The following is a 22,112-nucleotide window of genomic DNA, read 5'->3' as shown; positions in this document are numbered from 1 at the left end:
CGTCAGTCCAGACCCAGTTCATCCTTCGAGAAGGCGAACCGGTACGGAACGCCCGCACCGGCCTCGATCTTCTCCGCGGCACCGGTCGCCCGGTCCACGATCGTCGCCACCGCGACGACCTCCGCACCGGCCTCGCGCACCGCCTCGACGGCGGTCAGCGGCGAACCACCGGTCGTGGACGTGTCCTCGACCACCAGCACCCGGCGGCCCGCGATGTCCGGACCCTCCACCCGGCGCTGGAGACCGTGCGCCTTCGCGGCCTTGCGCACCACGAAGGCGTCCAGCCGCTTCCCGCGCGCGGCGGCGGCGTGCAGCATGGCCGCGGCCACCGGGTCGGCGCCCATGGTCAGACCGCCCACCGCGTCGAAGTCCAGGTCGTCGGTGAGGTCGAGCAGGACCTGGCCGACCAGCGGGGCGGCCTCGCCGTCGAGGGTGATGCGGCGCAGGTCGACGTAGTAGTCGGCCTCCAGCCCCGAGGAGAGGGTCACCTTGCCGTGCACCACGGCCTTGTCCTTGATCTGTTCCAGCAGTTCGCCACGCGCGTCGGTCGTCATACCGCCAGCTTAGAGGCGGCACCGGCACGGCGGCGGACGGCTCAGAGGCGGCGCCAGCGCCAGGTGGTGGACGCCTCCAGCGGCTCCAGCGGAGTGACCAGGCGGGGCGCGGTGTTGAGCCCGTCGGGCGGCCCGGTCTGCGGCTCGACGCACACGGCGGCGTCCTGCTCGTCGTAGACGACGGCCCACTGCTCGCGGCTGGTCAGCCGCAGCTCCAGCTGCTCCGGCCAGGTCAGGGTGACGTCCACACCGTCGGGCATCCCGAAGCAGTCGTCCCACGGGCCCGGCTTCGGGTCGATCCGGTTGCCGGTCGGCAGGTGGTCCGCGCCGCGCTCCTCCTGCCAGGCCGGGGTGAAGTCGATGCGCACGCCCTCGCCGCCGAGCGTCCGGTTGAACCAGGGGTGCCAGCCGATCTGCGCCGGGAACGAGTCCTCGTACGTCTCCACCGCCATGGTCAGCGTCAGGCCGTCCTCGCCGAGGCTGACGATCTGGGTGACCTTGCCGGGGTGCGGCCAGGGGTCGGTCAGGTCGTACGTCAGGACGGCCTCGTCCGCCGAGACGCGGGCGGTGCGCCAGGCGCCGTCGCGGGCGGTGCCGTGGATGGCGTGCGGCGGCGAGTTGAGCGGCATCTGCCGTACGACACCGCCGTCCAGGAACCGGCCGTCCCTGATCCGGCCGCACCAGGGGACCATCGGGAAGCAGCCGAACCGCTCGCCCTGGCGCAGCAGCTCCGTGCCGCCGACCTTCAGCCCGGCGACCCGGCCGCCGTTGCCGGGCCGGACCACGACCTCCGCGTCACCCGCGGTCAGCACAATGTCTTCGTCACTCACGGGACGACCCTACTCGGGTACGACCGCCCCGCCCGGCCGCCGCCTCAACGGCGCTTGCGCAGCGCCCGGGTGACGACGATCGCGGAGGCGAGCGCGAAGGCGGCGGCGGGGGCCGCCCAGCGCAGGGTCGAGTGCGCGGTGACCGCCTGGGGGGCGGGTACGGGGGCGTACCGGCCGCGCGGCGGGGCGTGGTCCACCTCTTCGGCGCTGCGGCCGATCATGGTGCGGCGCGCGTGCGCGGCCTCCGCCGGAGGCCCGGCGGGGGGCTCGGCGGGGTCGGGGGTGAGGGAGGGCGGGGGGACCTCGGTGTCGAAGACGGAGGTGTGGGCGTCGGCGGCCGTCTCCTCGGCACCGGGCTCCTCCGGCACCTCCGGCTGTTCCGGCTGCTCCAGCTCCTCCGGCGTCTCCGGCACCGGCGGCGTGACCGGCTCCTGCGGCTCCTCGGCCAGGCCCTCCAGGAAACGGGTCAGCAGGCGGGCCGCCGCCGAGGCGAGCTGGTCCGCGGGGAGTTCGGCCGTCCGGGCGCCCGTCGTGGTCGTCGCCGTCGCGGTGAGGTCGGCCGTCGTACCGTCCGCGGCCTCCGCGAGCCGTACGGTCACCGTGAACTCCGCGCTGCCCGTGCCCCGGGACTCGGTCGCCTCGCCCTGGACGGTGTAACTGCCGTCCTCGTGGCGCGTGACCCCGGCCGTCCCCCGGTACGTCACCGAGTGCCCGCCCACCCGCAGCTTCAGCCTGCCGGTCAGCGGGTCGGCGGTGGCGTCCTGCTGGAGCCCGGGTACCGCCCGGGCCACCCGCACAGGGTCCGCCAGCGCCTCCCTGAGCCGGTCGGCCGGAACCGGAACGAAGACCTGGTGCTCCATGTCGCCCGAGCCTACCCAGTGGGCGCCGCTTTTCACCCTGGAGTGCGGCCGTCTCCCTGACGGCTCCCCCTCAGTACCTCGGGTCAGTACCTCGGGTGCGCCAGCGTCGAGGCCGCCAGTCCCGGCACTCTCGTACGGCGGGCCGCGCGGGCGTCCGCCGTCAGCTCGGTGTCGGTCAGCGTGCGGGGGCGGGGGCCCGTGAGGTGGAGGCGGGGCGTCAGCGGGCCCGGGGCGGCCAGGAGGTAGCCCCAGTCGGGTGGGGTTCCGGCGCGGGCGGCGGAGCGGTCGGGGCCCGCGGGGAAGCCGGAGTCCTGGCCGAGGACGCGGTAGGGGGAGGTGGAGAAGCCCGCCGCGCGCAGGGTCGTCGCCACCGTCCAGAAGACGCGGGGGCGGGTGGTGACCGGGCCCGCGTGCACCACCAGACGGCCGCCGGGGGCGAGGGCGCGGCGGGCGAGGCCGTAGAACTCCTGGGAGTACAGCTTGGTGCTGGCGGTGATGCCGGGGTCGGGGAGGTCCGCGATCACCACGTCGTACCGCCCGGCGGGGGTGAGGCGCAGTCGGCCGAGCGCGTCGGCGGTGGTGACGTGGACGCGGGGGTCGGCCAGCGCGTGCCCGTTGAGCGCGGCGAGTCCGGGGTCGCTGCGGGCGAGCCGGATCAGGCCCGCGTCCAGCTCGACCACGTCCACGCGCTCGACCCCGCCGTAGCGCAGCACCTCGCGCGCGGCCAGGCCGTCCCCGCCGCCGAGGATCAGCACGCGCGCGTGCGGGCCGGACATCGCGGGGTGGACCAGCGCCTCGTGGTACTGCCGCTCGTCCCGGCCGCCGACCCTGAGGCGCCCGTCCAGGAAGAGGTCGAGCGGCCTGCCGCCGGTGCCCCCGGCGAGGACGACCTCCTGGACGTCGGTCTGGAGCGCGACCCGTACGTCACCGCCGTACACCGCGTGCCGCGCGGCCCGCTCGAAGTCGCCCGCGAGGGCGGCGGCCGAGGCGAGGACGCCGAGCACCGCGAGGCCCACCGCGAGCAGCGTCCAGCGCGCGCGGCGGCTCAGGTCGTGGCGGAACAGGCCGAGCACCAGCGCGCTGCCCGCGACCACGTTCACCGAGCCGGTGAGCAGCGCGCCGGTCAACTGGCCCAGGAACGGCAGGAGAAGGAAGGGGAAGGCGAGTCCGCCGACCAGCGCGCCCACGTAGTCCGCGGCGAAGAGGTCGGCCACCGCGCCGCCCGCGTCCTGGCGCCGGATGCGCTGGATCAGCTCCATCAGCAACGGCACCTCGGCCCCCACCAACAACCCGATGGCCAGCGAGAATCCGACCAGCAGACAGCGCGGTCCGTCCGCCCACATGCCGCCCCAGCCGCCGGTCCACGCGAAGACCGCGTACAACGCCATCGCGCTGCAGCCGCCGACCAGCGCGAGCGCGGTCTCGATCGCGCCGAAGCCGACGGCCGCGTGCCAGCGCAGGCGTTTGGCGGCGAGCGAGCCGATGCCCATCGCGAACACCATCACGGACAGCACGACGGACGCCTGGGTGACCGAGTCACCCATCAAGTACGAGGCGAACGCGACGAGTTCCAGCTCGTACACCAGTCCGCAGGCCGCGCAGACGAAGACGCACGCGAGGACCAGGAACCGCCCGGTGCCGGGCCGCACGGGCAGCCACGCGGGCTCGGCCCAGGGCGGGGCACCCGGGGACACGGGGGCGTGGGGTTCGATCACGTTGCGACGTTACGTCACGGCGTACGTACGCTTCGTCACCCACACGTGTGGAACTCGGGTGCCTGGCAGCGCGATCGGTTTACGGCGGCCAGAGTGGGTTGACTCGGGTCCGGGTTCAGCCGGGTTGTCCGGCGGGCACGCGCACCCCGACGCGGGTCCTGGTCGCCACCAACTGGCCGTCCTGCGGGTAGGCGTGCCAGGTGCGCCAGTGCACCTGACCGCCCTGCCGCTGGGCGAGCAGCGCGGTGAACGCGTGCGGGCTGCCGGGGAAGACACCGGCAAGACCGTGCGGGTGGTCGGCGACCAGGGCCAGCAACTCCTGGGCGCGGCCCGCGAACGAGCCCGGCGTCAGCATCTCCACGCGCGCCGCGAACTCGTACTCCCAGTCGCCGATCCGCTTGGCGACGCCGAGCGGGAGCGGGGTGCTGGAGCCGGGGATGCACGCCACGGTCTCCGAGCAACTGCCGTTCTCCTCTTCGAGGAGGACCTGGTGGGAGGCGCCGAGCAGCCTCAACTGGAGTCTCGCCCCGCTCAGTTCGAGATCGAGGGTGGCCAGGGCCGGGAGCGGTTCGCGTCCGAGGGCCCAGGCGAGGTCGGCAGCGCGCGTATCTGTGTAGGAGGTGTTCAGGGTCGTGAGCATGGATCGGCTCCGCTAACACGCATGAGGAAGAGGGCAGTCCGGCGCACCTCGGCGGACACCGGGGCGGTCGGCCCGCTCGGCCCGGCTGGAGGGGGGTGTCCTTGGGACGCCCGAGGGCTGCGGTGGTGATTTAGAGGGAATCATGAACTGTGGCCGTGCCACAGCGTTTTTACCCAACTTCGTAGGGTTTCCATCCCTCAGAGGGCCCCACAGCTCAACTGTTCAACCAGCCCCTCCTGGGGGTGGCGAAGGGGCTGAGCGGGGGTGTTGGGGCGGGTGGGTGGAGTCGGGTGCGGCGGGCAAGCAGGGGTCGGATGCGGGGGCTGGGCGGGGCCCGAGTGCGACGGCTGGGCAGGGGTCGAGTGCGGCGGCTGGACGGGGGTCGAGTGCAGCGGCTCCGCGCGACCGACTCGCCTGGCTTGCGCGGCGCGGCCGGAGGCGGGTGCAGGTGCGAGTGGGTGCGGCGACTCCGCAGCTTGCGCGGCGCGCGGCCGGAGACGGACGCGGACGCGGCGGCTGGCCAGGGGCCCAGGTACGGCGGCTCCGCGCGACCGACCCGCCAAGCTTGCGCGGCGCGGCCGGAGGCACGTGCGGGTGCGAGTGGGTGCGGCGACTCCGCATGGCCCACCCGCCACGCTTGCGCGGCGCGCGGCCGGAGGCGGACGCGGATGCGACGGCTGGCCAGGGGCCCAGGTGCGGCGGCTCCGCGCGACCAACCCGCCAAGCTTGCGCGGCGCGGCCGGAGGCGGGTGCAGGTGCGAGTGGGTGCGGCGACTCCGCATGGCCCACCCGCCACGCTTGCGCGGCGCGCGGCCGGAGGCGGACGCGGATGCGACGGCTGGCCAGGGGCCCAGGTGCGGCGGCTCCGCGTGACCGACCCGCCAAGCTTGCGCGGTGAGGCCCGGATGCGGGTGCGGCGGCCGGACAAGGGCCGGAGACGGCAGCTGGGCAGGGGCCCGAGTTCGGCCGCTGGGCGGGAGCCGAGCGCGGCGGCTCCGCGCGGCCGACCCGCCAAGCTTGCGCGGTGAGGCCGGAGCGGGTGCGCGTGCTGCGCATCGGCGCTGTGGGCGCGGTCTCCGGGCCCGGACCACGTCGGCCGCACGGGCGGGTGCGGGGAGGCCCCGCCACGGTGACGCGGTGCGCCCCCTCCGTGCGGGCCGCCGGAGACGGTGCGACGCGCCGCCCCCCGGCTGCCGCTGGAGTCGTGCCCACGTGGTCCCGGCGGGCTCCCTCAGCTGCCGCCTCCGCAGCCGCCGCCACCGCCGCAGGACGAGCCGCCGCCGCACGACGAATGGCCGCCGCCGCAGGAGTGGTGGCTGCCACCGTGGTGGCCGCCTGAGCCGGAGTCGGTCGCCCACCAGCTCGTCCCGGAGTCGGACGAGGACGACGAGGAGGAGCGATACCCCGACCGGCCCGACCGCACACGCGTCTTGCCCAGCGAAACGCGCCCGCGCCGCGACCCGCGTGTTTTCGCCACGCTCGTCACGACGATCACCAGCGCCACCAACAGGACGATGCCGAGAATCATGGCGTCAGCCCCCTTCCGTTCCCCCGAAGCGGCCCCCCGTGGGCGCCTCGCCACCGCGCCGTGCGGCGCGGTGACCGGGGGATGCCCGCCCCGCCGTACGGCCAAAGCAGAGTTGAGCAACTTCTGAGGGTGCCGACCGGCAAGCACCCCGGCGAGCACCCCCTGACCTGTGCCGTAGCGCGGGCGGCCGACCGGCCGGGGCGCCCGCCACGGAGTGGACCCGGGGGTGGACACAGGTTGAGGAAGCCACCGGCGGGGGCGCAGGATGGCCCGCATGACCTCCAGCGCACGCCCGTACCTCAATCGCCGGCTCGCCGAGTTCGGGACGACGATCTTCGCCGAGATGTCCGCCCTCGCCGTGACGACCGGCGCGATCAATCTCGGCCAGGGATTCCCCGACACCGACGGCCCCGAGGAGATCAGGGAGGCGGCGGTACGGGCGCTGCGGGACGGCCGCGGGAACCAGTACCCGCCGGGTCCGGGCATCCCCGAGCTGCGGAACGCGATCGCCGCGCACCAGCAGCACCGGTACGGCCTGACGTACGACCCCGACACCGAGGTGCTGGTCACGGCGGGCGCCACGGAGGCCATCGCCGCGACGCTGCTGGCACTCCTCGAGCCGGGCGACGAGGTCGTGGCCCTGGAGCCGTACTACGACTCGTACGCCGCGAGCATCGCGATGGCGGGCGGACGCCGCGTCCCCGTCACGCTGCGCCCCGACGCGGGCCGCTTCACCCTCGACCTGGACGAGCTGCGCGCCGCCGTCACCGACCGCACCCGCCTCCTGCTGATCAACACCCCGCACAACCCCACCGGCACCGTCCTCACTCGCGCCGAACTGGCCGCGATCGCCGAACTCGCCGTAGAGCGGGACCTGTTGGTCGTCACCGACGAGGTCTACGAGCACCTGGTCTTCGACGACGCCGAGCACATCCCGCTGGCCACGTTCCCCGGGATGCGCGAGCGCACGGTGACCATCGGCTCCGCGGGCAAGACGTACTCCTTCACCGGCTGGAAGGTCGGCTGGGTGACCGCCGCGCCGGAGCTGGTGAGCGCGGTCCGCTCCGCGAAGCAGTACCTCACCTTCGTCTCGGCGGGCCCCTTCCAGTACGCCGTGGCCGAAGCCCTCGCGCTCCCCGACACGTACTACGACGACTTCCGCCGCGCCATGGCCACCCGCCGCGACCTCCTCGCGACCGGCCTGACCGAGGCGGGCTTCGACGTCTTCCGCCCCGCAGGCACCTACTTCGTCACCGCCGACATCCGCCCCCTCGGCGAAAAGGACGGCTTCGCCTTCTGCCGCGCCCTCCCCGAACGCGCGGGCGTCGTCGCCATCCCCAACGCCGTCTTCTACGACGACCGCGAGGCGGGAGCGCCGTTCGTCCGCTTCGCGTTCTGCAAGAAGGAAGAGGTGCTGGAGGAGGCGGTCACACGGCTGCGCGCGCTCTGAGCGGGCCCGGGCTGGTTGTGGAACCTTGACGCATCGTTGTGTTTTCAGCACACTTTGACGTGTGAGCCCCGTACGCCGTGGCGACAGTCCGCCCATCTACAACCAACTGAAGGTGCTGCGCGCCGAGCGCGGCCTCAGCCGGGCGGCGCTGGCCGCCGCCGTGGACGTCAACCCGCAGACGATCGGCGCACTGGAGCGCGGCAACTACTACCCCAGCCTCGACCTGGCCTTCCGTATCTGTGAGGTCTTCGGGCTGCCGGTCGAGGCGGTGTTCAGCCGCCGCCCCTTCGCTCCGCTGTCCACTCAGGTCTACCAGTCGACCGACGGAGGAAGCACGTGAGCCAGCCCCAGCCGCACACCGACCGGACCGGCGGCCGGGTTCCCGCGCGCCTCAGGTACCGCCGCGGCCTCTGCGCCGCCATGGTCGCGCTGCTCGCCGGGATGCTGGTGTTCTCGCTGGTCACGGACGGCAGCGCGTTCACCCACACCGCGTGGATCGTCGGGCTGTTCCTGTGGCTGCTGCTGTGGGGGGCCCTGCGGTCGCTGACCCGCGCCGTCGCCGAGCGCCCGGCCGAGGTCCTCGACGAACGCGAACGCGCGACCCGTAACCGGGTCGGCTTCATCGGGTACCAGTTCGCGGTCGGGTCCGGCATGGCCGTCGTGCTGATGCTGGTCGCGTTCCAGAACGACGAGGCGGTCCTCGACCGGGCGCCGGGGGTGCTGACCACCCTGATGCTGGCGGCGGCGTCCCTTCCGACGGTCATCCTGGGCTGGGCCCCGCCCGATGACGAACTGGACGACGGTGAGGACTGACGGCACCCTGGAACGCGCGAAGCGGGCGCCCGCCGATTCCGGCGGCGAGCGCCCGCTCCGTATGGCACAGGAGATGTGCCGGGTGTGCCGTCCGTCAGCAGCCGTGCTCGAAGGTGTTACCCACCGAGACCGCGCTGATCGCCGAGGCGGCACTGATGCATGCCTGCGACGAGGTCACCGTGATGGTGATCGACGCGGCGGGCGCCTCGGCACCCGCCACGATCTCCTCGGCCGACGCGTAAACGGCGTAACCGCCGACAAGAGCCTGCGAGTCCATCGGTGCCTCAGCAGCCGTGGTCGAAGGTGTTGTCGATGGACACGGCGCTGATCGCCGAGGCGGCACTGATGCACGCCTGCGACGAGGTCACCGTGATGGTGATCGACGCGGCGGGCGCCTCGGCACCCGCCACGATCTCCTCGGCCGACGCGTAAACGGCGTAACCGCCGACAAGAGCCTGCGAGTCCATGAGGGACTCCCTTCATGAGTGGGTTTCTTTTCCGCCGCCCGGAGACGGAACGGGCCGTGTCCCGAAGCGGCGGGAACATCTTTTCCAGCCTCTCGAACACGAGGCAAGACACATGTCCGCATTCGGTCGCGGTCCCAGCTGGCCGACATCGGACAGAACTTGACGTTGTGTCATCGGCGAGGCCCTGGATAGCGTTCCGGCATGATCGGAGAACGCCCGGCCGGGCCGCACCGCCTCGTTCTGGACAATGGCCTGCGGGTGCTTCTCCTCCCGGACCGCGATCTCCCCTCCGTGGGCGTGGCCGTCCATTACGACGTGGGGTTCCGCTCCGAACCCGGGGAGTACGGCGGCCTTTCCCATCTCTTCGAGCATCTGATGTTCCAGGGCAGCGGAAAGGTCGGCCCCGGAGAACATCCACGGCTCGTACAGGCGGCCGGCGGCGGTTGTGACGCGCACACCCGGCAGGACTGCACCGTTTATCACTCGGTGATCCCGGTGTCCGCCCTCGAACTCGTCCTTTCCCTGGAAGCAGACCGAATGCGCGGTCCGCGGATAACCCAGAAGAATCTCGACAGCCAGGTCCGCGTCATACGCGAGGAGCGGCTGCTCAACGTCGTGAACCGGCCGTACGGCGCCTATCCCTGGATACTTCCCGGGGCGCTGTTCCCCGGCGCGGAAAACACCCGCGGCGGCTATGACGTCGACGGTCTCGGCGCATTCGGCGTGCCCGAGTGCATGGAGTTCTTCACGCGTTCCTACGCGCCGGGCAACGCGGTGCTCACGATCGCCGGGGGCTTCGACCCGGCCGAGGCCCGGACCCTGGTGCGGCGGCACTTCGACGGCGTGCCGTCACGGCCGGTTCCGGCCACCCGACCTCCCGGCGGGGCCACCGGTTCCGGACGCGCCCCGGAGGTGCGCGTCGCGGACCGCCATGTGTCGCTGCCCGCGCTCGCCATCGGCCACCAGCTCCCCGATCCGGCGGCCGAGCCCGACGCCTGCATCGCGCACCTGACGCTCGTCGCTGTCCTCGCCCAAGGCAGGACGGGCCGGTTGCGGCGACGGCTGGCCGGGGCCGGGGCAGTCGACGTCTCCATGACGAGCGGACTGTTCGGCGTGCCCTTCGACGCCCGCCATCCGGACCTGGTGGCCTGCCTGGCCGTGCACGGCCAGGAAAGCCGTCGCGAGGACCTGCTCGCCGCGTTCGACGGCGAACTGGCCGCCGTCGCACGCGGCGCGGTCGGCGCGACGGAGCTGGCACGGGTCACGGCCCGCTGGACCTCGGCGTTCCACCGAGGCTCCGCGGACGCCGGGGCCCGCGCCCGGGCCGCGGGCGGCGCCGAACTGCTGCACGGCGACGGCACGCTGCCGTCCCGGCTGCCCGGTCTGGTGCGCGCGGTCACCCCGGAGCGGATCGCCCGCGCGGCAGCCCGGATGCTCGCCGGGCGACGGGCCGTGGCGGTGATCGAACCGGCCGCCCAGCCGTCACCGGTCTGACCCGGCCGGTCCGCCCCGCCGTCACCGGTCTGACCCGGCCGCCCCGCCCCGCCCCACCCTGCCCCGCCGTGATCCGACTCCCCGCGCACTCCGGAGGACCTGAACCGTGCACGCCGCCCTCGCCGCCGCCACGGCGGACCGACCGGTGCCGCCCCCGCCCCTTCCCGGCATCGACACCGTCCTGGACAACGGACTGCGGGTCGTCGTCGTCCGGACCCGTGTGGTGCCGCTCGTCGAACTGCGGCTGATCGTGCCGTGCGGTCGGCTGGAACCGCACGACGCGGCGCGCGCCGAACTGCTCGCCGCGACCTTGTTCCACCGCCCCGACGCGGAAGAGGCCGACGGTGCGCTGGCCGATGTGGGCGCCGAACTCCAGGCGGGCACGGACGCCCGACGGCTGATCGTCTCGGGATTCGCGCTGCGCGACGGGCTTCCCGTGCTGCTGGACGCCTGCGCCGACGCCGTGCTCGGATACCGCTGCCCGCCACAGGCGCTCGCCCAGGAGCGGGCGAGGCTCGCCGCCCGGCTGCGCGTGGCCTGGTCCCATCCGGCGGCCGCGGCACGGGCGGCGCTGCAACGCCACCGGTTCGGCGAGGCCTACGCGGCCCTGGAGATCCCCGATCCCACGCACCTGGACGGGACCGGGGTCGAGGCGCTGCGCGCCCTGCACGAGACGGCGGTACGGCCGGCGGGCTCGGTACTGGTGCTGGCCGGTGACCTCGATCCGGACCGGGCGCTCGCCCTGGTGACCGAGGCCCTGGGGCACTGGCCCCGGGGCGGGACGGCCGCCCGGACGCCGGGGCCGCCGCCGGTGCGCGGTGGCGGGCTGCGGCTGTACGACCGGCCGGGCGCGGCCCAGAGCCAGATCCGGCTCACCGCGCGGGCGCTGCCCCGCACCGACCCCGCCTTCCCTGCGCTGCAACTGGCCGATCTGGTGCTCGGCGGCTACTTCGCGTCCCGGCTCGTCACGAGCCTGCGGGAACGGAAGTCGTACGCGTACGGCGCCCGGTCCGGCATCGACTCCGCGCCCGGTTCGGGCACGCTGGTCATCGAGACGGACACCTCGGCGGAACACACCGTGGCGGCGCTGGCGGAGATCCGGCGGGTGCTGCGGCGCTTCGTCCAGGAGCCGCCGTCCGCCGCGGAGATCACGTCGGCCCGGCGCTACGCCATCGGCTCCACCGCGACCGCGATGGGGGCGCCGGGCTCCCTGGCGATGGCCCTGGCCAACCTCATCGAGGTGGGCGTCGGACCATCCTGGCTCCACGAACAGGCGCGGCGGCTCCATGAGGTGACTGAACGTCAGGTCGGTGAGCTGGCAGTGGAGTTCTACGACCCCGCCGCCTTCACCGGGGTGGTGATCGCCGATGCGGCGGCCTCCGGGGCGTCACCGCATCGGCTCTCGACACCGGAATGGTGCTGAGGGGGCGCCGGTCAGCGCTTCCTGCGGGCCTTGTTGCCCGCCAGCACGGCGATGATCAGCGCGATGGCGATGGCGATCACGATGGGTGTGGACATGGGTTTCCTCCAGTTGTGGTTCCTCGGGGCCCGGCGGGTGCCGGGCCCTCACGCCTTCCGGGAGAGCGCTTCGCCGAGACGTACGCGCGCACCGGTGCGGAGCACGCTGTTGGAGTAGATCCGGCCGCCGAACCGGACGAGCACGGCGACGGCCGCCAGCGTCAGCACCACCGCCAGCACGGCCTCCCAGGGCGCCGCGGTCCCCATCACCATGCGGGTGGGCATGAGGATCGGGCTGAACGGCGGGATCAGGGACAGCGCTTCGACGAGCGGGTGCATCGGGTCCTTGGTGAGCAGGCTGATCCCGAGCACGAAGGGCGCCGCCATCAGCAGCATCACCGGCTGGACCACGGACTGCACCTCCTCCTGCCGTGACACGCGGGCCGCGGCCGCGGCGAGCATCGTGGCGAAGAGGAAGAAGCCGAGGACGTACCAGACGGCCACCCAGCCCAGGGTGCCGACACCCAGGTCGGGCAGCGTCAGGAGACCGGCGGCCTGGACGGCCGTGACGGCCGCGCCGCCGACTACGACGAGCTGGACCGCCCCGACCACGCCCACGCCGATCACCTTGCCGATGAGCAACTGCCAGGGCCGTACGGCGGACAGCAGCAGCTCGACCACCCGGCTGGACTTCTCCTCGACCACGCTCTGGGCGACCACGATGCCGAACAGGACGAGGAAGAGGTAGAGCAGGCCGCTCGCGCCGAGACCGAGGACCAGCCGACCGGTGTCGACCGGGGAGTCCTCCAGCGCCTCGGTCCGGGGCGCCGACCGCTCGGCCCGGTCGCTCAGCCGCTCCTGGCCGATTCCGGCCCGGGCCAGCTCCTCCGCCACCACCCGCTGCTGCACGGCGGCCCGGACGACACGGCCGAGACGGTCGGGCAGGGCGCGCTCGACGAGGACACCGGGCCGGTCGGGCGGTCCGTACAGGTAGGCGTCCAGGTCGCCGTCGCGAAGCTGCTCCTCGGCGGCCGCGCGGTCCGGCACCTGCCGGAACTCGATCTCCTGGCCCTGTCCTTCGGCGGTGGCCGCCAGCACGGGCCGCAGCTCCCGGGCCCGCTGGTCGAGTCCCACGGTCCGGGTGTCGTCACCGACGAAGACCACGACGAGCGCGTAGACGGCGAGGGCGCACAGCAGCCCGAGGGTGCTCACCACGAACGCCCTGGTCTTCAGCCGGGTACTGATCTCCCGGCGGGCGACGAGGACGACTCCCCGGGCCGGGGAGAGTCCGCAGGGGGTGGACGCGTCGGTCATGCCGCACTCCTCAGCGGGGTCGTCGCGGCCCGGTCGCCGGGTGGGTCGCCGGGGTCCGCCGAGGCGGTCACCACCGCCCGGAACAGCTCGCTCAGCCGCGGGTGTTCGCGGGCGAACTCGTGCACCGGCCCGGTGGCGACGGCCGCCCGCAGGACGGCCTGGTCGTCCGCGCCAGGTGCCAGCTCCACATGGGTGCGGGTGCCGTCGCGGCGCGCCGCGCGCACCCCGTCGATGCCGTCGGCCCAGCCGACGGGCGCCTCGGGCGCGTCCACGACCAGGCGGACGCCGCGCGTCCCGCGCAGCTCGCCGATGGTGCCGCACGCCTCCATCCGGCCGCCGCTGACGATGCCGACCCGGTCGCACACCCGCTCCACGAGGTCGAGCTGATGGCTGGAGAACAGCACGGGGACGCCGTCGTGGGCCTTCTCCCGCAGCACCTCGGTCATCACATCGACGGCGGACGGGTCGAGGCCCGAGAACGGCTCGTCGAGCACCAGGAGTTCGGGGTCGTGGACCAGCGCGGCGGCCAGCTGGACGCGCTGCTGGTTGCCGAGGCTGAGGCTCTGCACCTCGTCGCCGAGACGGTCGGCGAGACCGAGCCGGTCCGCCCAGTGCCGTGCGGCCGCGCGGGCCCGGCGGCGCGGCAGGCCGTGCAGTTCCGCCAGGTAGCGGAGCTGGTCCAGGACGCCCATCTTGGGGTAGAGGCCGCGCTCCTCGGGCATGTAGCCGATCCGGCCGCGGGACTCGACGGTGACGGGCCCGCCCTTCCACCGGACCTCGCCGGAGTCCGGGGCGAGCACCCCGAGGATGATCCGCATCGTCGTGGTCTTTCCGGCGCCGTTGCCGCCGACGAACCCGAACAGCTCGCCGGGCCGCGCGGAGAACGACATGTCCTCCAGGACCGGGCGCCTGCCGTATCTCTTGCCGATGCCGACGATGTCCAGCATCGCGTCTGTCTTGTCGAGCATGTGCTTCCCCTGGGTCGAGATTCCCCTGTGTCACCACACTGACAAGAGCGTTGCGTTAACACAACACTTTGTCGAGTTTTCTCAATGAAATGGTTCGTCACCAGCACGTGGCGGCGGCACCGTCCGAGTCAAGGAGATCCGCCAGGAGCTCCAGGTAGGCGGTGAGGTCGTCGTGCCAGCCGACGTAGGCGGCGAAGTCGTGCACATGGGTGAGGACCCGCAGCACCGCCGCCCCGCCGAGCGCGGTCCGCACGAGCCCGTCCGGCGCGGCCGAGCCGTACCCCTCGTGGACGGCCCGCGCCAGGGCCGCATAGTCGTGGGGCGCGGCGCCACCGAGGCCGAGCCGGGCGGCGGCGCGCAGCTCGGCCAGCTCGCCCAGCAGCCAGCCCACGTCGAACTCCGGTATCCCGGTGGCGAGTTCCTCACCCGTCAGCAGCGCGGCCCGGCCCAGGTACGGGGAGGGCACAAGACCGCCCAGACCGGGAGCTCCGTGCAGCGGTGTGCCGCCCTCCCACACCGTCCAGTCGCCCAGCTCCCCGGCCCGCCGCCACCGGCGCTCACCCAGCCGCGCCGCCAGCGCCTCGTACAACCGGGGCGCCGCGCCCGGTCCGTCGCCGGTGCGCAGCCAGCGCCGCAGCCGCCGCACCCCCGGCGGCGGCCCGTCGGCCACGCCCACCGGGGCGGCCCGGTGCAGCAGGGCGAGCAGCCGCCCGGTGCCCCGCAGTGCCTCCGCCACCAGGGCGGGCACCGCCGGATCGGGCATGCGCAGCAGCCGGGCCGCGGAGAAGACACCGGGGACGTCGTAGCGCAGGACGTGGGGGCGGCCGCACCGGGACGGCAGCGCGGGCCGCACCCCACCGGTCCGCCCCGCCTCCGCCATCGCGCGCGCCGCCTCGGGGGCCGGGAACGCCAGGGCGGCGCCCGGCGTGGGGCCCGGCGCCCGCTCCCAGGCGAACCGCCCGTCGTCCACGCGGAACACGGAGGTGCGCACCAGCCCGGTCCCGTACGTGAGAAGAGGCGAGTCCCGGTCACTCACCTCCAAAGCCGCCGCGCCGCCGCCACTCCGCCAGGACCGTTCCGAGGTCGGTCAGCGCGGCGACGTGTCCCTCCCCGAAGAGCACCCCGGCCGCGTTGAGGACGATCTCGTCCACCCCCGCCCGGTGGTACTCGACGAGCGCCTCGGCGATCCGCGCGGGGGTGCCGGTGACGAAAACCCCGGAGTCGACGAGCATCCGGGCGCCCGCCGCCGGGTCGGCCGGGTCCACGGGGACACCGGCACGGCGCAGCATGTCGGTGTAGTGGGGTGCGCTCAGGTGGGCGGAGGCGGCGAGGAGGGCCAGTCGGCCGGGGTCGCGGTCCTCGCGCTCCACGGCCACATGGACCACCGCCGCCACCCGGGGAACCGTCTCCCGCCCGGCCTGCTCCGCGCCCTCGGCCAGTGCCGGAAGCAGGGTCTTCTCCACATAGCCGGGCGGCGTCATCCAGGTGATCGCCACATCGGCCACGCCGCCGACCGTGCGCGCCATGGCGGGGCGCAACACCCCGGCGCCGACCTCCACCGGCGGATGCTCCATGCCGACAAGTCCGGCGTGCAGCGAGTAGTAGTCACCGCCGAACCGCACCCGCTCTCCCGCGAGCAGCGCCCGTACGACGGAGAGGTACTCGCGCATGGCCGTCCGCGGACTCGCGTACGGGCCGCCGCGCAGCGCCGACTGGAACACCGGCGCCCCGGCGCCGTACCCGGCGACGTAGGGCTGCCCGGTCATCGCGGCGACGCTGCGCGCCTGGAGCGCGGCCTCGTAGGGGTGGCGCAGCGGGGCCAGCGTCACGCTGGTGCCCACGGCGACCCGGACGCCCGCCCCGGCGGCGTACGCCATGACCTGGTGCGGCTCCAGCGTCAGCGACTGACCCAGCCACAGCCTGCGCGCGCCTGAACTCCCCACCAGTCGCGCGAAGTCGAGCACCGCGCCGGGTTCCGTCGGCGACACGGGGAAGAGGACGGACAGGTCCTTCGTACCGTCCGCACCGGGCCGGGCGCTCTCCGCGGCCGTCACGCTTCCCGCTCCAGCACGCAGATGTACCGCTGCGACTGCTCGGTGACGGGGGTCCGCTGCCAGTCGCTCCAGCGTCCGGTGATCCGCAGCCCGGCCAGCCGCGCCATCAGCGCGAACTCCGACGGCCATGCGTACCGGCTGACCTCCGGCACCTTGCGGACGGTGCCGGGTCCGAGGACGGTGTGGACCACCAGGGCGGTCTGCTGGGACCGGCTCACCTGCACGGTGTCGACGACCAGGGAGTCCGGCGCCAGGTGGTGCACCTTGACGGACGGCTCGTCCAGCCCGTGGAAGACCATCGGCTCGTACATCTCCAGCACGGCGACGCCGGTGTCGGCCAGCTGCTCGCGGATGTTGCGCAGCGCGGCGATCTGCTGCTCCTGGGTCGGCAGCATGAAGAGGGTGTTGAGCGCCAGCAGCACCACGTCGAACCGGCGTCCGACCGTGCTCGCCGCGAAGTCGCCCACGCTGCTGGTGACGGTGCCCGTGTGGTCGTTCTCCGCCAGTCTGCGCAGCATCTGCGGCGAGGAGTCCACCCCGTGCACGCGGAAGCCGCGCTCGGCCAGCGGAACGGCCAGCCGGCCGGTTCCGACGCCGAGTTCCAGCAGGGTCGCCGGGGCCGGGCGCAGGCTGTGCACGAAGTCGGCGACGAGGGCGACCTCGGGACCGGCCGGATAGAGCAGGTCGTAGATCCCGGCGAGCGAATCCCCGTAGGCGCCGCTGTCCCGCGTCCCGGATGCCGGGTCCTGCGCCGGGTGCTCGGCCGTCGTGGGCGGGGTCTGCGTGGTCATACGGTTGCCTCCGTGTTCGTGGCGGTACTCGGCGGATGAGAGGGCGTACGGAGCCGGGTGCGCAGCGCGTCCACCTCGCGCAGCACCGCGGGCAGGGGGGCGGCGGGCCAGCCGTCGCGACGGCCGGTGGCCGCGCTGTGGCCGGGGACCGGCGGGACCACGACCACGTTGTCCCGCTCCCGCAGGGCACGGACGTGGCCGAGGTAGGCCGGGCTCCGCGCGCCGCCCGGTGGCAGGGCGGGGGCGACGGCGACCGCCGCCCCGGTGCACTGCAGGGCGAGGACGGACGGGCTGTCGCCCAGGCCGAGGGCGAGGCGGGCGACGTAGTTCAGGGTGGCCGGGCAGACCACCACGGCGTCGGCCCACAGCGACAGGTCGACGTGGAGCGGCTGTTCGGCCGGTTCGTCCGGCCACCGGTCCTGGAGCACGGGGGCGTGGGCGAGCGGCACGAGCGCCTGCCGGGTGACGAACCGCTCGGCGGCCGCGGTGAGCACGATCCGCAGCTCGACACCTGGGTGGTAGAGCCGCAGCCAGGTGACCCAGTACGGCAGGTGCGCCGCGCCGATGGAGCCGGTGCCGATGAGGAGCAGCCGCTCCAGGCCCAGGGCCGGGGGCTGCCCGGCCGGGGCGGCCCCGGTGTGCTCCACGGGCCGGTCCACGCCGCTCACTGTGCCCCCACCGGGGCGGTGTCGGCGGAGGTCCCGTGCAGCGCCTGGCCCTCGACCAGGCGGCGGTAGCAGTCGGAGTCCCGCATCAACTCCTCGTGGCTGCCGGTGGCGGTGACCCGCCCGGCCTCCATGACCACGATGCGGTCGGCCGCCTGGACGGTCGAGATGCGGTGGGCGACGACGAGCACCGCACCGGTGCGCGCGAGGCCGCCCAGCAGTTCACGCAGCAACTCCTCGTTCTCGCTGTCCAGTTGGGAAGTGGGCTCGTCGAGGAGGAACAGGTCGGCCGGGCGCAGGAGGATACGGGCCGCGGCGAGCCGCTGCCGCTGGCCGCCGGAGAGATCCCGGGTGCGGCCCAGCTCGGTGTCGAGCCCCTCCGGCAGCCGCTCCACGGCCTGCCGCAGCCCCACGCGGCCGAGCGCTTCCCAGAGTTCCGCGTCGGCGGGGCGCCGTCGGCCGCCGAGCGTGAGGTTGTGCCGGACCGTGCCCTCCACCAGGGTGAAGCCCTGGTCGAGGTAGGTGATCCGGTCCCGCAGCTCGTCCAGCGGCCACTCCGTCACCTCCCGGCCGAGGACGCTCAGTCGGCCCTCCGTCGGCCGGAGGAAGCCCTCGACGAGCGAGAGAAGGCTGGTCTTGCCCGCACCCGAGGGGCCGACGAGCGCCGTGAGCCCGCGCCTGCCGACGGTGAAGGAGACCTGGTCGACGACGGGCCGCTCGGAGCCCGCGCCTTCGTAGGCACAGGAGACCCGGTCGAAGACCACGGCGGGGGTCTCGGCCGGAACCACCGGTGCGGTCCGTGCCTCCTCCCCGCCGAGGCCCTCGTGCCGTCCCCCGTCCGCCTCGCTCTGCTCCGTCGGCATGGCCAGGACGCTGCCCAGCCGCCCCCGTGCCGCCAGCCCGGTCTGCATCCGGGCGACGCCGGCGATGAGTGTGGTCAGGGGTGAGATCAGCTGGAGGAGATAGACGAGGAAGGCCGCGAAGTCCCCCGCGGACAGCGTCCCGTCGCCCAGCCGCACCCCGCTGGCCACCATGGTGCCGACGATCGCCAGCTGCTGTCCCAACTGCATGACGGGACCGGTGAGCGCCTGGGTCCGGGCGACGGACACCGCGGCGGCGGCGGCTCCGTCGACGCTGCCGGACAGTTCCGCCGCCGTCTGCCGCTCGGCCTTGAACGCCTTGATGGTCGGCAGCGCCAGCACCGCGGCGGTCAGCTGCTGCGACATCCGGCCGATGGCGGTCTGCTGGCGTTCCACCCCGCGGCGCAGCGCACGCATCGGCAGACCGATCCCGGCCGCGGCGACGGCGAAGGTCCCGGCGACGACGAGCAGCAGCACCCAGTCCAGGAAGCCCATCACCACGAGGGTTCCGACGACCAGTACCGCGGAGCTGGGCAGCTGGGCGGCGCCCACGTCCACCACGGACCGCAGCTGGGAGCTGTCGGAGCTGACCCGGGCGACCAGGTTGCCGGTGCCCTCGCGCCGTACGTCGCCCAGCCGCATCCGCAGGACATGGCCCACGACGGCGGACCTGATCCCCGCGACCATGCTCTCACCGGCGCGGGCGAGCAGATATCCGGAGAGGGCCGAGGCCACGGCGGCCGCGAGGGCGAGCGCCGCCATCCTGGCGACCGGACCGAGCAGAGCGTGGCCCCCGGTGAGGGCGACCACGAGGTCGTGCACCAGGAGGGGCAGTACGAGCGTGGCCGCCGCCGACAGCAGGCTCAGCACCACCGCCGAGCCGACCAGGGCCTTACGTCCCCGGACCAGTTCGGGAAGGATGCGCAGGCCGTCGGTTCCGTCTCTCGCCATTGCTGTTCCTCTCGCCTGACATCGGTCGACGGCAAGTCTCCGGATCACCGGAGTGCGGAACAAGAAAAACGTCCGCCATCGGACATCGGCCGATGGCGGACAGTGGAAATTTCAGATCAGACCCCGTCGCACTGCCCAGACGACCGCCTCTATCGGCGTCTCGACCTCGACATTGCTACATATGACCCGCATCATTCTTCGCAGGGTGCGGTCACTGATGTCCAGTCTCCGAGCCACCTGCCCCATGGTGCAGCCCTGAGAGACGAGAGAGAGCACATGGACATGATTCCTCTCCAGGCCCCCGTTCCGTCCGAATTTCTGCCCGTACGCTCGAGTGGCGCAGGTGTCGACTGAAATACGGATCACCCTTCCATTCCCCCGGTGCACTGCCGACGGCAACACACCGAAATCAGCAGGCCGACCACTTGGTAATGACCAGGCCAAGCGATCTCATAGATACGGTAAAGGATGGGGCGGCTGGGCTTCGAGGCACTTGAGGTTCATTTGAGCAAGCCGAGGTCCCGTCCGGCGTCCGGCCAGGGCGGTGAGTCCACGTTGCGGGCGGGGTCCAGCGGATCGGCGTTCGCCGCCCGGAGAGCCGCGGCCAGCTCACCCGGTGCCGGGCGGCCCCGGCCGTCCAGTGCCGCCTCCGTGAAGGCGCGGGCCAGCACGGTCGCGCGGTGCTCACCGAAGCTCAGATCCCGCATCCCCGGTCGGCGGTCGGCCGGTTCCCAGGCCACCGCCACTCCGGGCACCAGGGTCCGGGCGAAGGCGGAGGCACCTCCGCCGGCCGCCCCGGCCCGCCGGGACGCGGCGGCGATGTCGCCCACCGCTCCGTACGACTCGGGCCCCAGGTAGACCACCAGGCCGTCGTTGCGCGGAAGTCCGCCCGCGTACGAGACGACCTTGGCGCGGTACCGGACCGACCGCTCCTCCAGCGCCCCGAGCACGCCGCGCCACAGCTCCCGTGCCGCGTCCGGGTCCGGCACTCGCACGTAGACGCGCAGCACGGCACCCCGTCCCGGACGCCCGGCGGAGCCGTCCGCGAGGAAGAAACCCGGGGAGAGCGCCGGGCGGGCGGCGGGCAGCCGCAGACCGGCCGCACCAGGGCCGGTCTCGGTGATCTCCACATCGGCGGGCACCCGGACCCGCAGCCCGTCGAGTTCCACCACCCGGTCGCCACCACCGGGTACACAGGGCACAAACACCTCGTCGTGCGGCGTCACCCGGCTCAGTTCGGCCTCGAACTCCCGGTCGCGCAGCGTGCGGGACGGCTGATCCCCGCTCGCGTCCCGCCCGGTGTGCAGGATCTCGTACATCCGCCGGGCCAGCACGGCCCGCATCTCGGCCGGGCCCTCCGCGGTCACCTCGGTGGCGCCCACCCGGGCCGTACGCGCGTCGGCGGCGACCTCGACGGCCTCCGCCGCGGTCGCGAGCCCCGCGCCGAGACCGTCCCGTTCGACGATGGCCGTCATCGCTGTTCCCCCAGTCCCACCGCGCCGGTGAACCTCTGTGGATCGAGCAGGGCGGTCCGGCCGATGCCCGCCGCGGCCCGGACGATCGCGGAGAGCCGGGCGCTCTCCCGCGTCGAGGCGAGCAGCCGGTCGATCAGATGCCATCCCGCGTACGCGGTCGCCCGCGTGGCCAGCTCCGGATCGGCGGTCCGGCGGTGCGCCCGGTACGCGGTCCAGAAGGCGGTGACCAGCGGGATCACCCGGGAGATCTCCTGCTGGCCGCGTGTGAGGATCTCGGTGTGCCCGAGGGTCTGCCCGAACGCCGTGTCCGCGCCGTCCGTCACCGGGATGCGGAGGACCGCCCGGTACAGCCACTCCCCCACATAGGCCCCGACATCGCGTGCCGGGTCCATGAGCCGGAACTCCTCCCAGTCGGTCAGGTGGACCACCGCATCCTGGACCAGCAGCTGATCGAGCCGGAAGTCCCCGTGGCCGGGCACCCGGGGCGTCGTGCGCTCCCCCTCCCGCAGTGCCGTCAGCGCGCTGACGAGCGGGACGTCCCGCTGGAGCATGGCCCATGCCTGGAGAGAGGCGCCGGACGCGGAGAGATAGGCCGCGAGAGGCAGCGCCCGGAGTTCGGCGACCGGCGGCAGGGGATGCGGATCGTCCACCACGTCCGGCACACCGGTAGGCATCGCCCCGTGGAGCGCGGCCAGGATTTCGCCGACCTGCTGGGAAATCCCGGGAGTGAACGCGTCGTCCGCCGCCAGTTCATTACCGGACCGGGCATTCTCCAGAAGCTCGAACACCAGCAGCCGGTTCTTCTCGTCCGCGCCGAGAAGCCGGGGATGCGGAATACGTTCGGCAGCCGCTTCCCGCTCGAACGCGAGAGCACGGCGAAATCTGGCCAGGGATTCCGGTGTTTTCCCGGCGAGCTGCTTCACGAAGATCGCATGGCCTTCGTCCGTCACACCCGACCAGTTGTCATTGCGTCCGGGAAAGGAGAAGATCTCCGCAGAGCCGAGCGAACCGAACGAGAGGCCGGAAAGAGCCTCCACCACTTCGGGATTCGCAGCCAGAGTTCCTGCGGGCATGGCCATGGGACGACGTTGCAGGTATTGTTTCTCCGTTTTCTGCACAGCCGATTCTTACTGGCCGTGCAACAAAGGGGCAATGTACCTGACCGCAATCGGCCAGTACCTGAGAAGGCCGGAAATGAGCCCGGCCGGCCCCGCGACCGTGACGG

Annotated in this window: 22 protein-coding genes; 5 read left to right on the top strand and 17 right to left on the bottom strand. The window is 73.4% G+C overall.

Features of this window, described 5'->3' with window-relative positions; all coding sequences use genetic code 11:
* Positions 1-2 precede the first annotated feature (2 nt).
* The 6 genes from pyrE to B079_RS34125 all read right to left on the bottom strand — a co-directional run bounded on the left by pyrE (position 3) and on the right by B079_RS34125 (position 6,127).
* The gene (pyrE, locus tag B079_RS0121175; protein ID WP_018547839.1) at positions 3-554 is read right to left on the bottom strand and encodes an orotate phosphoribosyltransferase; all 552 of its coding nucleotides are present in this window, start codon (positions 552-554) and stop codon (positions 3-5) included.
* 41 nt (positions 555-595) lie between these two features.
* Positions 596-1,384, bottom strand: a complete 789-nt coding sequence (locus tag B079_RS0121170; protein ID WP_026248912.1) for an aldose epimerase — start codon at positions 1,382-1,384, stop codon at positions 596-598.
* Between the two features lie 44 nt (positions 1,385-1,428).
* On the bottom strand, positions 1,429-2,244 hold the full coding sequence (locus B079_RS0121165; RefSeq protein WP_018547837.1) for an SRPBCC family protein: 816 nt from the start codon (positions 2,242-2,244) through the stop codon (positions 1,429-1,431).
* 83 nt (positions 2,245-2,327) lie between these two features.
* Positions 2,328-3,959 (bottom strand): polyamine aminopropyltransferase, encoded by a 1,632-nt coding sequence (locus B079_RS0121160; protein WP_018547836.1) that lies wholly within the window; start codon positions 3,957-3,959, stop codon positions 2,328-2,330.
* 115 nt (positions 3,960-4,074) lie between these two features.
* A complete protein-coding gene (locus B079_RS0121155) occupies positions 4,075-4,599 on the bottom strand; it encodes a DUF2617 family protein (protein ID WP_018547835.1) in 525 nt (174 codons plus the stop codon).
* Positions 4,600-5,830: 1,231 nt separating this feature from the next.
* Positions 5,831-6,127: a hypothetical protein gene (locus B079_RS34125; RefSeq protein WP_078496030.1), complete on the bottom strand. Its 297-nt coding sequence runs from the start codon at positions 6,125-6,127 to the stop codon at positions 5,831-5,833.
* Between the two features lie 265 nt (positions 6,128-6,392).
* Here B079_RS34125 and B079_RS0121150 point away from each other — a divergent pair, with 265 nt between their 5' ends.
* From B079_RS0121150 to B079_RS0121140, 3 genes are all read left to right on the top strand, one after another.
* Complete coding sequence (locus B079_RS0121150) at positions 6,393-7,577, top strand: pyridoxal phosphate-dependent aminotransferase (protein ID WP_018547834.1); 1,185 nt, start codon at positions 6,393-6,395, stop codon at positions 7,575-7,577.
* A 61-nt stretch (positions 7,578-7,638) separates the two neighbouring features.
* Entirely contained in the window at positions 7,639-7,917 is a 279-nt protein-coding gene (locus B079_RS0121145) for a helix-turn-helix transcriptional regulator (protein WP_018547833.1), read from the top strand.
* Positions 7,914-8,390: a hypothetical protein gene (locus B079_RS0121140; protein WP_018547832.1), complete on the top strand. Its 477-nt coding sequence runs from the start codon at positions 7,914-7,916 to the stop codon at positions 8,388-8,390. The genes B079_RS0121145 and B079_RS0121140 overlap by 4 nt, the downstream gene beginning before the upstream one ends.
* 94 nt (positions 8,391-8,484) lie before the next feature.
* Here the strand turns inward: B079_RS0121140 and B079_RS36610 are convergent, their stop codons facing one another.
* Positions 8,485-8,667 (bottom strand): LxmA leader domain family RiPP, encoded by a 183-nt coding sequence (locus tag B079_RS36610; protein WP_199779944.1) that lies wholly within the window; start codon positions 8,665-8,667, stop codon positions 8,485-8,487.
* A gap of 7 nt (positions 8,668-8,674) precedes the next feature.
* Positions 8,675-8,857 carry an LxmA leader domain family RiPP gene (locus B079_RS36605; RefSeq protein ID WP_199779943.1) on the bottom strand — a complete coding sequence of 61 codons (183 nt, stop codon included), beginning with the start codon at positions 8,855-8,857 and terminating at the stop codon, positions 8,675-8,677.
* A 201-nt stretch (positions 8,858-9,058) separates the two neighbouring features.
* Here B079_RS36605 and B079_RS0121125 point away from each other — a divergent pair, with 201 nt between their 5' ends.
* Both B079_RS0121125 and B079_RS32480 read left to right on the top strand, forming a co-directional pair.
* Complete coding sequence (locus B079_RS0121125; protein WP_018547829.1) at positions 9,059-10,351, top strand: M16 family metallopeptidase; 1,293 nt, start codon at positions 9,059-9,061, stop codon at positions 10,349-10,351.
* A 106-nt stretch (positions 10,352-10,457) separates the two neighbouring features.
* Positions 10,458-11,774 carry a M16 family metallopeptidase gene (locus tag B079_RS32480; RefSeq protein ID WP_018547828.1) on the top strand — a complete coding sequence of 439 codons (1,317 nt, stop codon included), beginning with the start codon at positions 10,458-10,460 and terminating at the stop codon, positions 11,772-11,774.
* 143 nt (positions 11,775-11,917) lie between these two features.
* Here the strand turns inward: B079_RS32480 and B079_RS0121110 are convergent, their stop codons facing one another.
* From B079_RS0121110 to lxmK, 9 genes are all read right to left on the bottom strand, one after another.
* Positions 11,918-13,123 carry an ABC transporter permease gene (locus tag B079_RS0121110; RefSeq protein ID WP_018547827.1) on the bottom strand — a complete coding sequence of 402 codons (1,206 nt, stop codon included), beginning with the start codon at positions 13,121-13,123 and terminating at the stop codon, positions 11,918-11,920.
* The gene (locus B079_RS0121105; protein WP_018547826.1) at positions 13,120-14,091 is read right to left on the bottom strand and encodes an ABC transporter ATP-binding protein; all 972 of its coding nucleotides are present in this window, start codon (positions 14,089-14,091) and stop codon (positions 13,120-13,122) included. Before B079_RS0121105 ends, B079_RS0121110 begins: the two co-directional genes overlap by 4 nt.
* Positions 14,092-14,188: 97 nt before the next feature.
* Positions 14,189-15,082: a hypothetical protein gene (locus tag B079_RS33345; protein WP_158685036.1), complete on the bottom strand. Its 894-nt coding sequence runs from the start codon at positions 15,080-15,082 to the stop codon at positions 14,189-14,191.
* A gap of 37 nt (positions 15,083-15,119) precedes the next feature.
* On the bottom strand, positions 15,120-16,145 hold the full coding sequence (locus B079_RS0121095; protein WP_018547824.1) for an LLM class flavin-dependent oxidoreductase: 1,026 nt from the start codon (positions 16,143-16,145) through the stop codon (positions 15,120-15,122).
* Positions 16,142-16,936, bottom strand: a complete 795-nt coding sequence (locus B079_RS35975) for a class I SAM-dependent methyltransferase (RefSeq protein WP_018547823.1) — start codon at positions 16,934-16,936, stop codon at positions 16,142-16,144. Before B079_RS35975 ends, B079_RS0121095 begins: the two co-directional genes overlap by 4 nt.
* Positions 16,933-17,595, bottom strand: a complete 663-nt coding sequence (locus B079_RS0121085; protein ID WP_234016833.1) for a flavoprotein — start codon at positions 17,593-17,595, stop codon at positions 16,933-16,935. Before B079_RS0121085 ends, B079_RS35975 begins: the two co-directional genes overlap by 4 nt.
* A gap of 5 nt (positions 17,596-17,600) precedes the next feature.
* Positions 17,601-19,412: an ABC transporter ATP-binding protein gene (locus B079_RS0121080; protein ID WP_018547821.1), complete on the bottom strand. Its 1,812-nt coding sequence runs from the start codon at positions 19,410-19,412 to the stop codon at positions 17,601-17,603.
* Between the two features lie 500 nt (positions 19,413-19,912).
* Positions 19,913-20,887: a T3SS effector HopA1 family protein gene (locus B079_RS32465; protein WP_018547819.1), complete on the bottom strand. Its 975-nt coding sequence runs from the start codon at positions 20,885-20,887 to the stop codon at positions 19,913-19,915.
* Positions 20,884-22,005, bottom strand: coding sequence for a class V lanthionine synthetase subunit LxmK (gene lxmK, locus B079_RS32460; RefSeq protein ID WP_158685035.1), 1,122 nt, complete (start codon positions 22,003-22,005; stop codon positions 20,884-20,886). Before lxmK ends, B079_RS32465 begins: the two co-directional genes overlap by 4 nt.
* Positions 22,006-22,112: the final 107 nt, after the last annotated feature.

The sequence above is a fragment of the Streptomyces sp. LaPpAH-108 genome, from assembly GCF_000373625.1.
Lineage (GTDB): Bacteria > Actinomycetota > Actinomycetes > Streptomycetales > Streptomycetaceae > Streptomyces.
Note: the sequence above shows the minus strand (reverse complement) of the source record. Positions and strands in the feature narration are given on the sequence as shown.

Bases quoted from the DNA above. Each gene is read 5' to 3' on its own strand.
- pyrE (WP_018547839.1), bottom strand. From the start codon at position 554: ATGACGACCGACGCGCGTGGCGAACTGCTGGAACAGATCAAGGACAAG.
- B079_RS0121165 (WP_018547837.1), bottom strand. From the start codon at position 2,244: ATGGAGCACCAGGTCTTCGTTCCGGTTCCGGCCGACCGGCTCAGGGAG.
- B079_RS0121155 (WP_018547835.1), bottom strand. From the start codon at position 4,599: ATGCTCACGACCCTGAACACCTCCTACACAGATACGCGCGCTGCCGAC.
- B079_RS34125 (WP_078496030.1), bottom strand. From the start codon at position 6,127: ATGATTCTCGGCATCGTCCTGTTGGTGGCGCTGGTGATCGTCGTGACG.
- B079_RS0121150 (WP_018547834.1), top strand. From the start codon at position 6,393: ATGGCCCGCATGACCTCCAGCGCACGCCCGTACCTCAATCGCCGGCTC.
- B079_RS36610 (WP_199779944.1), bottom strand. From the start codon at position 8,667: ATGGACTCGCAGGCTCTTGTCGGCGGTTACGCCGTTTACGCGTCGGCC.
- B079_RS36605 (WP_199779943.1), bottom strand. From the start codon at position 8,857: ATGGACTCGCAGGCTCTTGTCGGCGGTTACGCCGTTTACGCGTCGGCC.
- B079_RS0121125 (WP_018547829.1), top strand. From the start codon at position 9,059: ATGATCGGAGAACGCCCGGCCGGGCCGCACCGCCTCGTTCTGGACAAT.
- B079_RS0121110 (WP_018547827.1), bottom strand. From the start codon at position 13,123: ATGACCGACGCGTCCACCCCCTGCGGACTCTCCCCGGCCCGGGGAGTC.
- B079_RS0121105 (WP_018547826.1), bottom strand. From the start codon at position 14,091: ATGCTCGACAAGACAGACGCGATGCTGGACATCGTCGGCATCGGCAAG.
- B079_RS35975 (WP_018547823.1), bottom strand. From the start codon at position 16,936: ATGACCACGCAGACCCCGCCCACGACGGCCGAGCACCCGGCGCAGGAC.
- B079_RS0121080 (WP_018547821.1), bottom strand. From the start codon at position 19,412: ATGGCGAGAGACGGAACCGACGGCCTGCGCATCCTTCCCGAACTGGTC.
- B079_RS32465 (WP_018547819.1), bottom strand. From the start codon at position 20,887: ATGACGGCCATCGTCGAACGGGACGGTCTCGGCGCGGGGCTCGCGACC.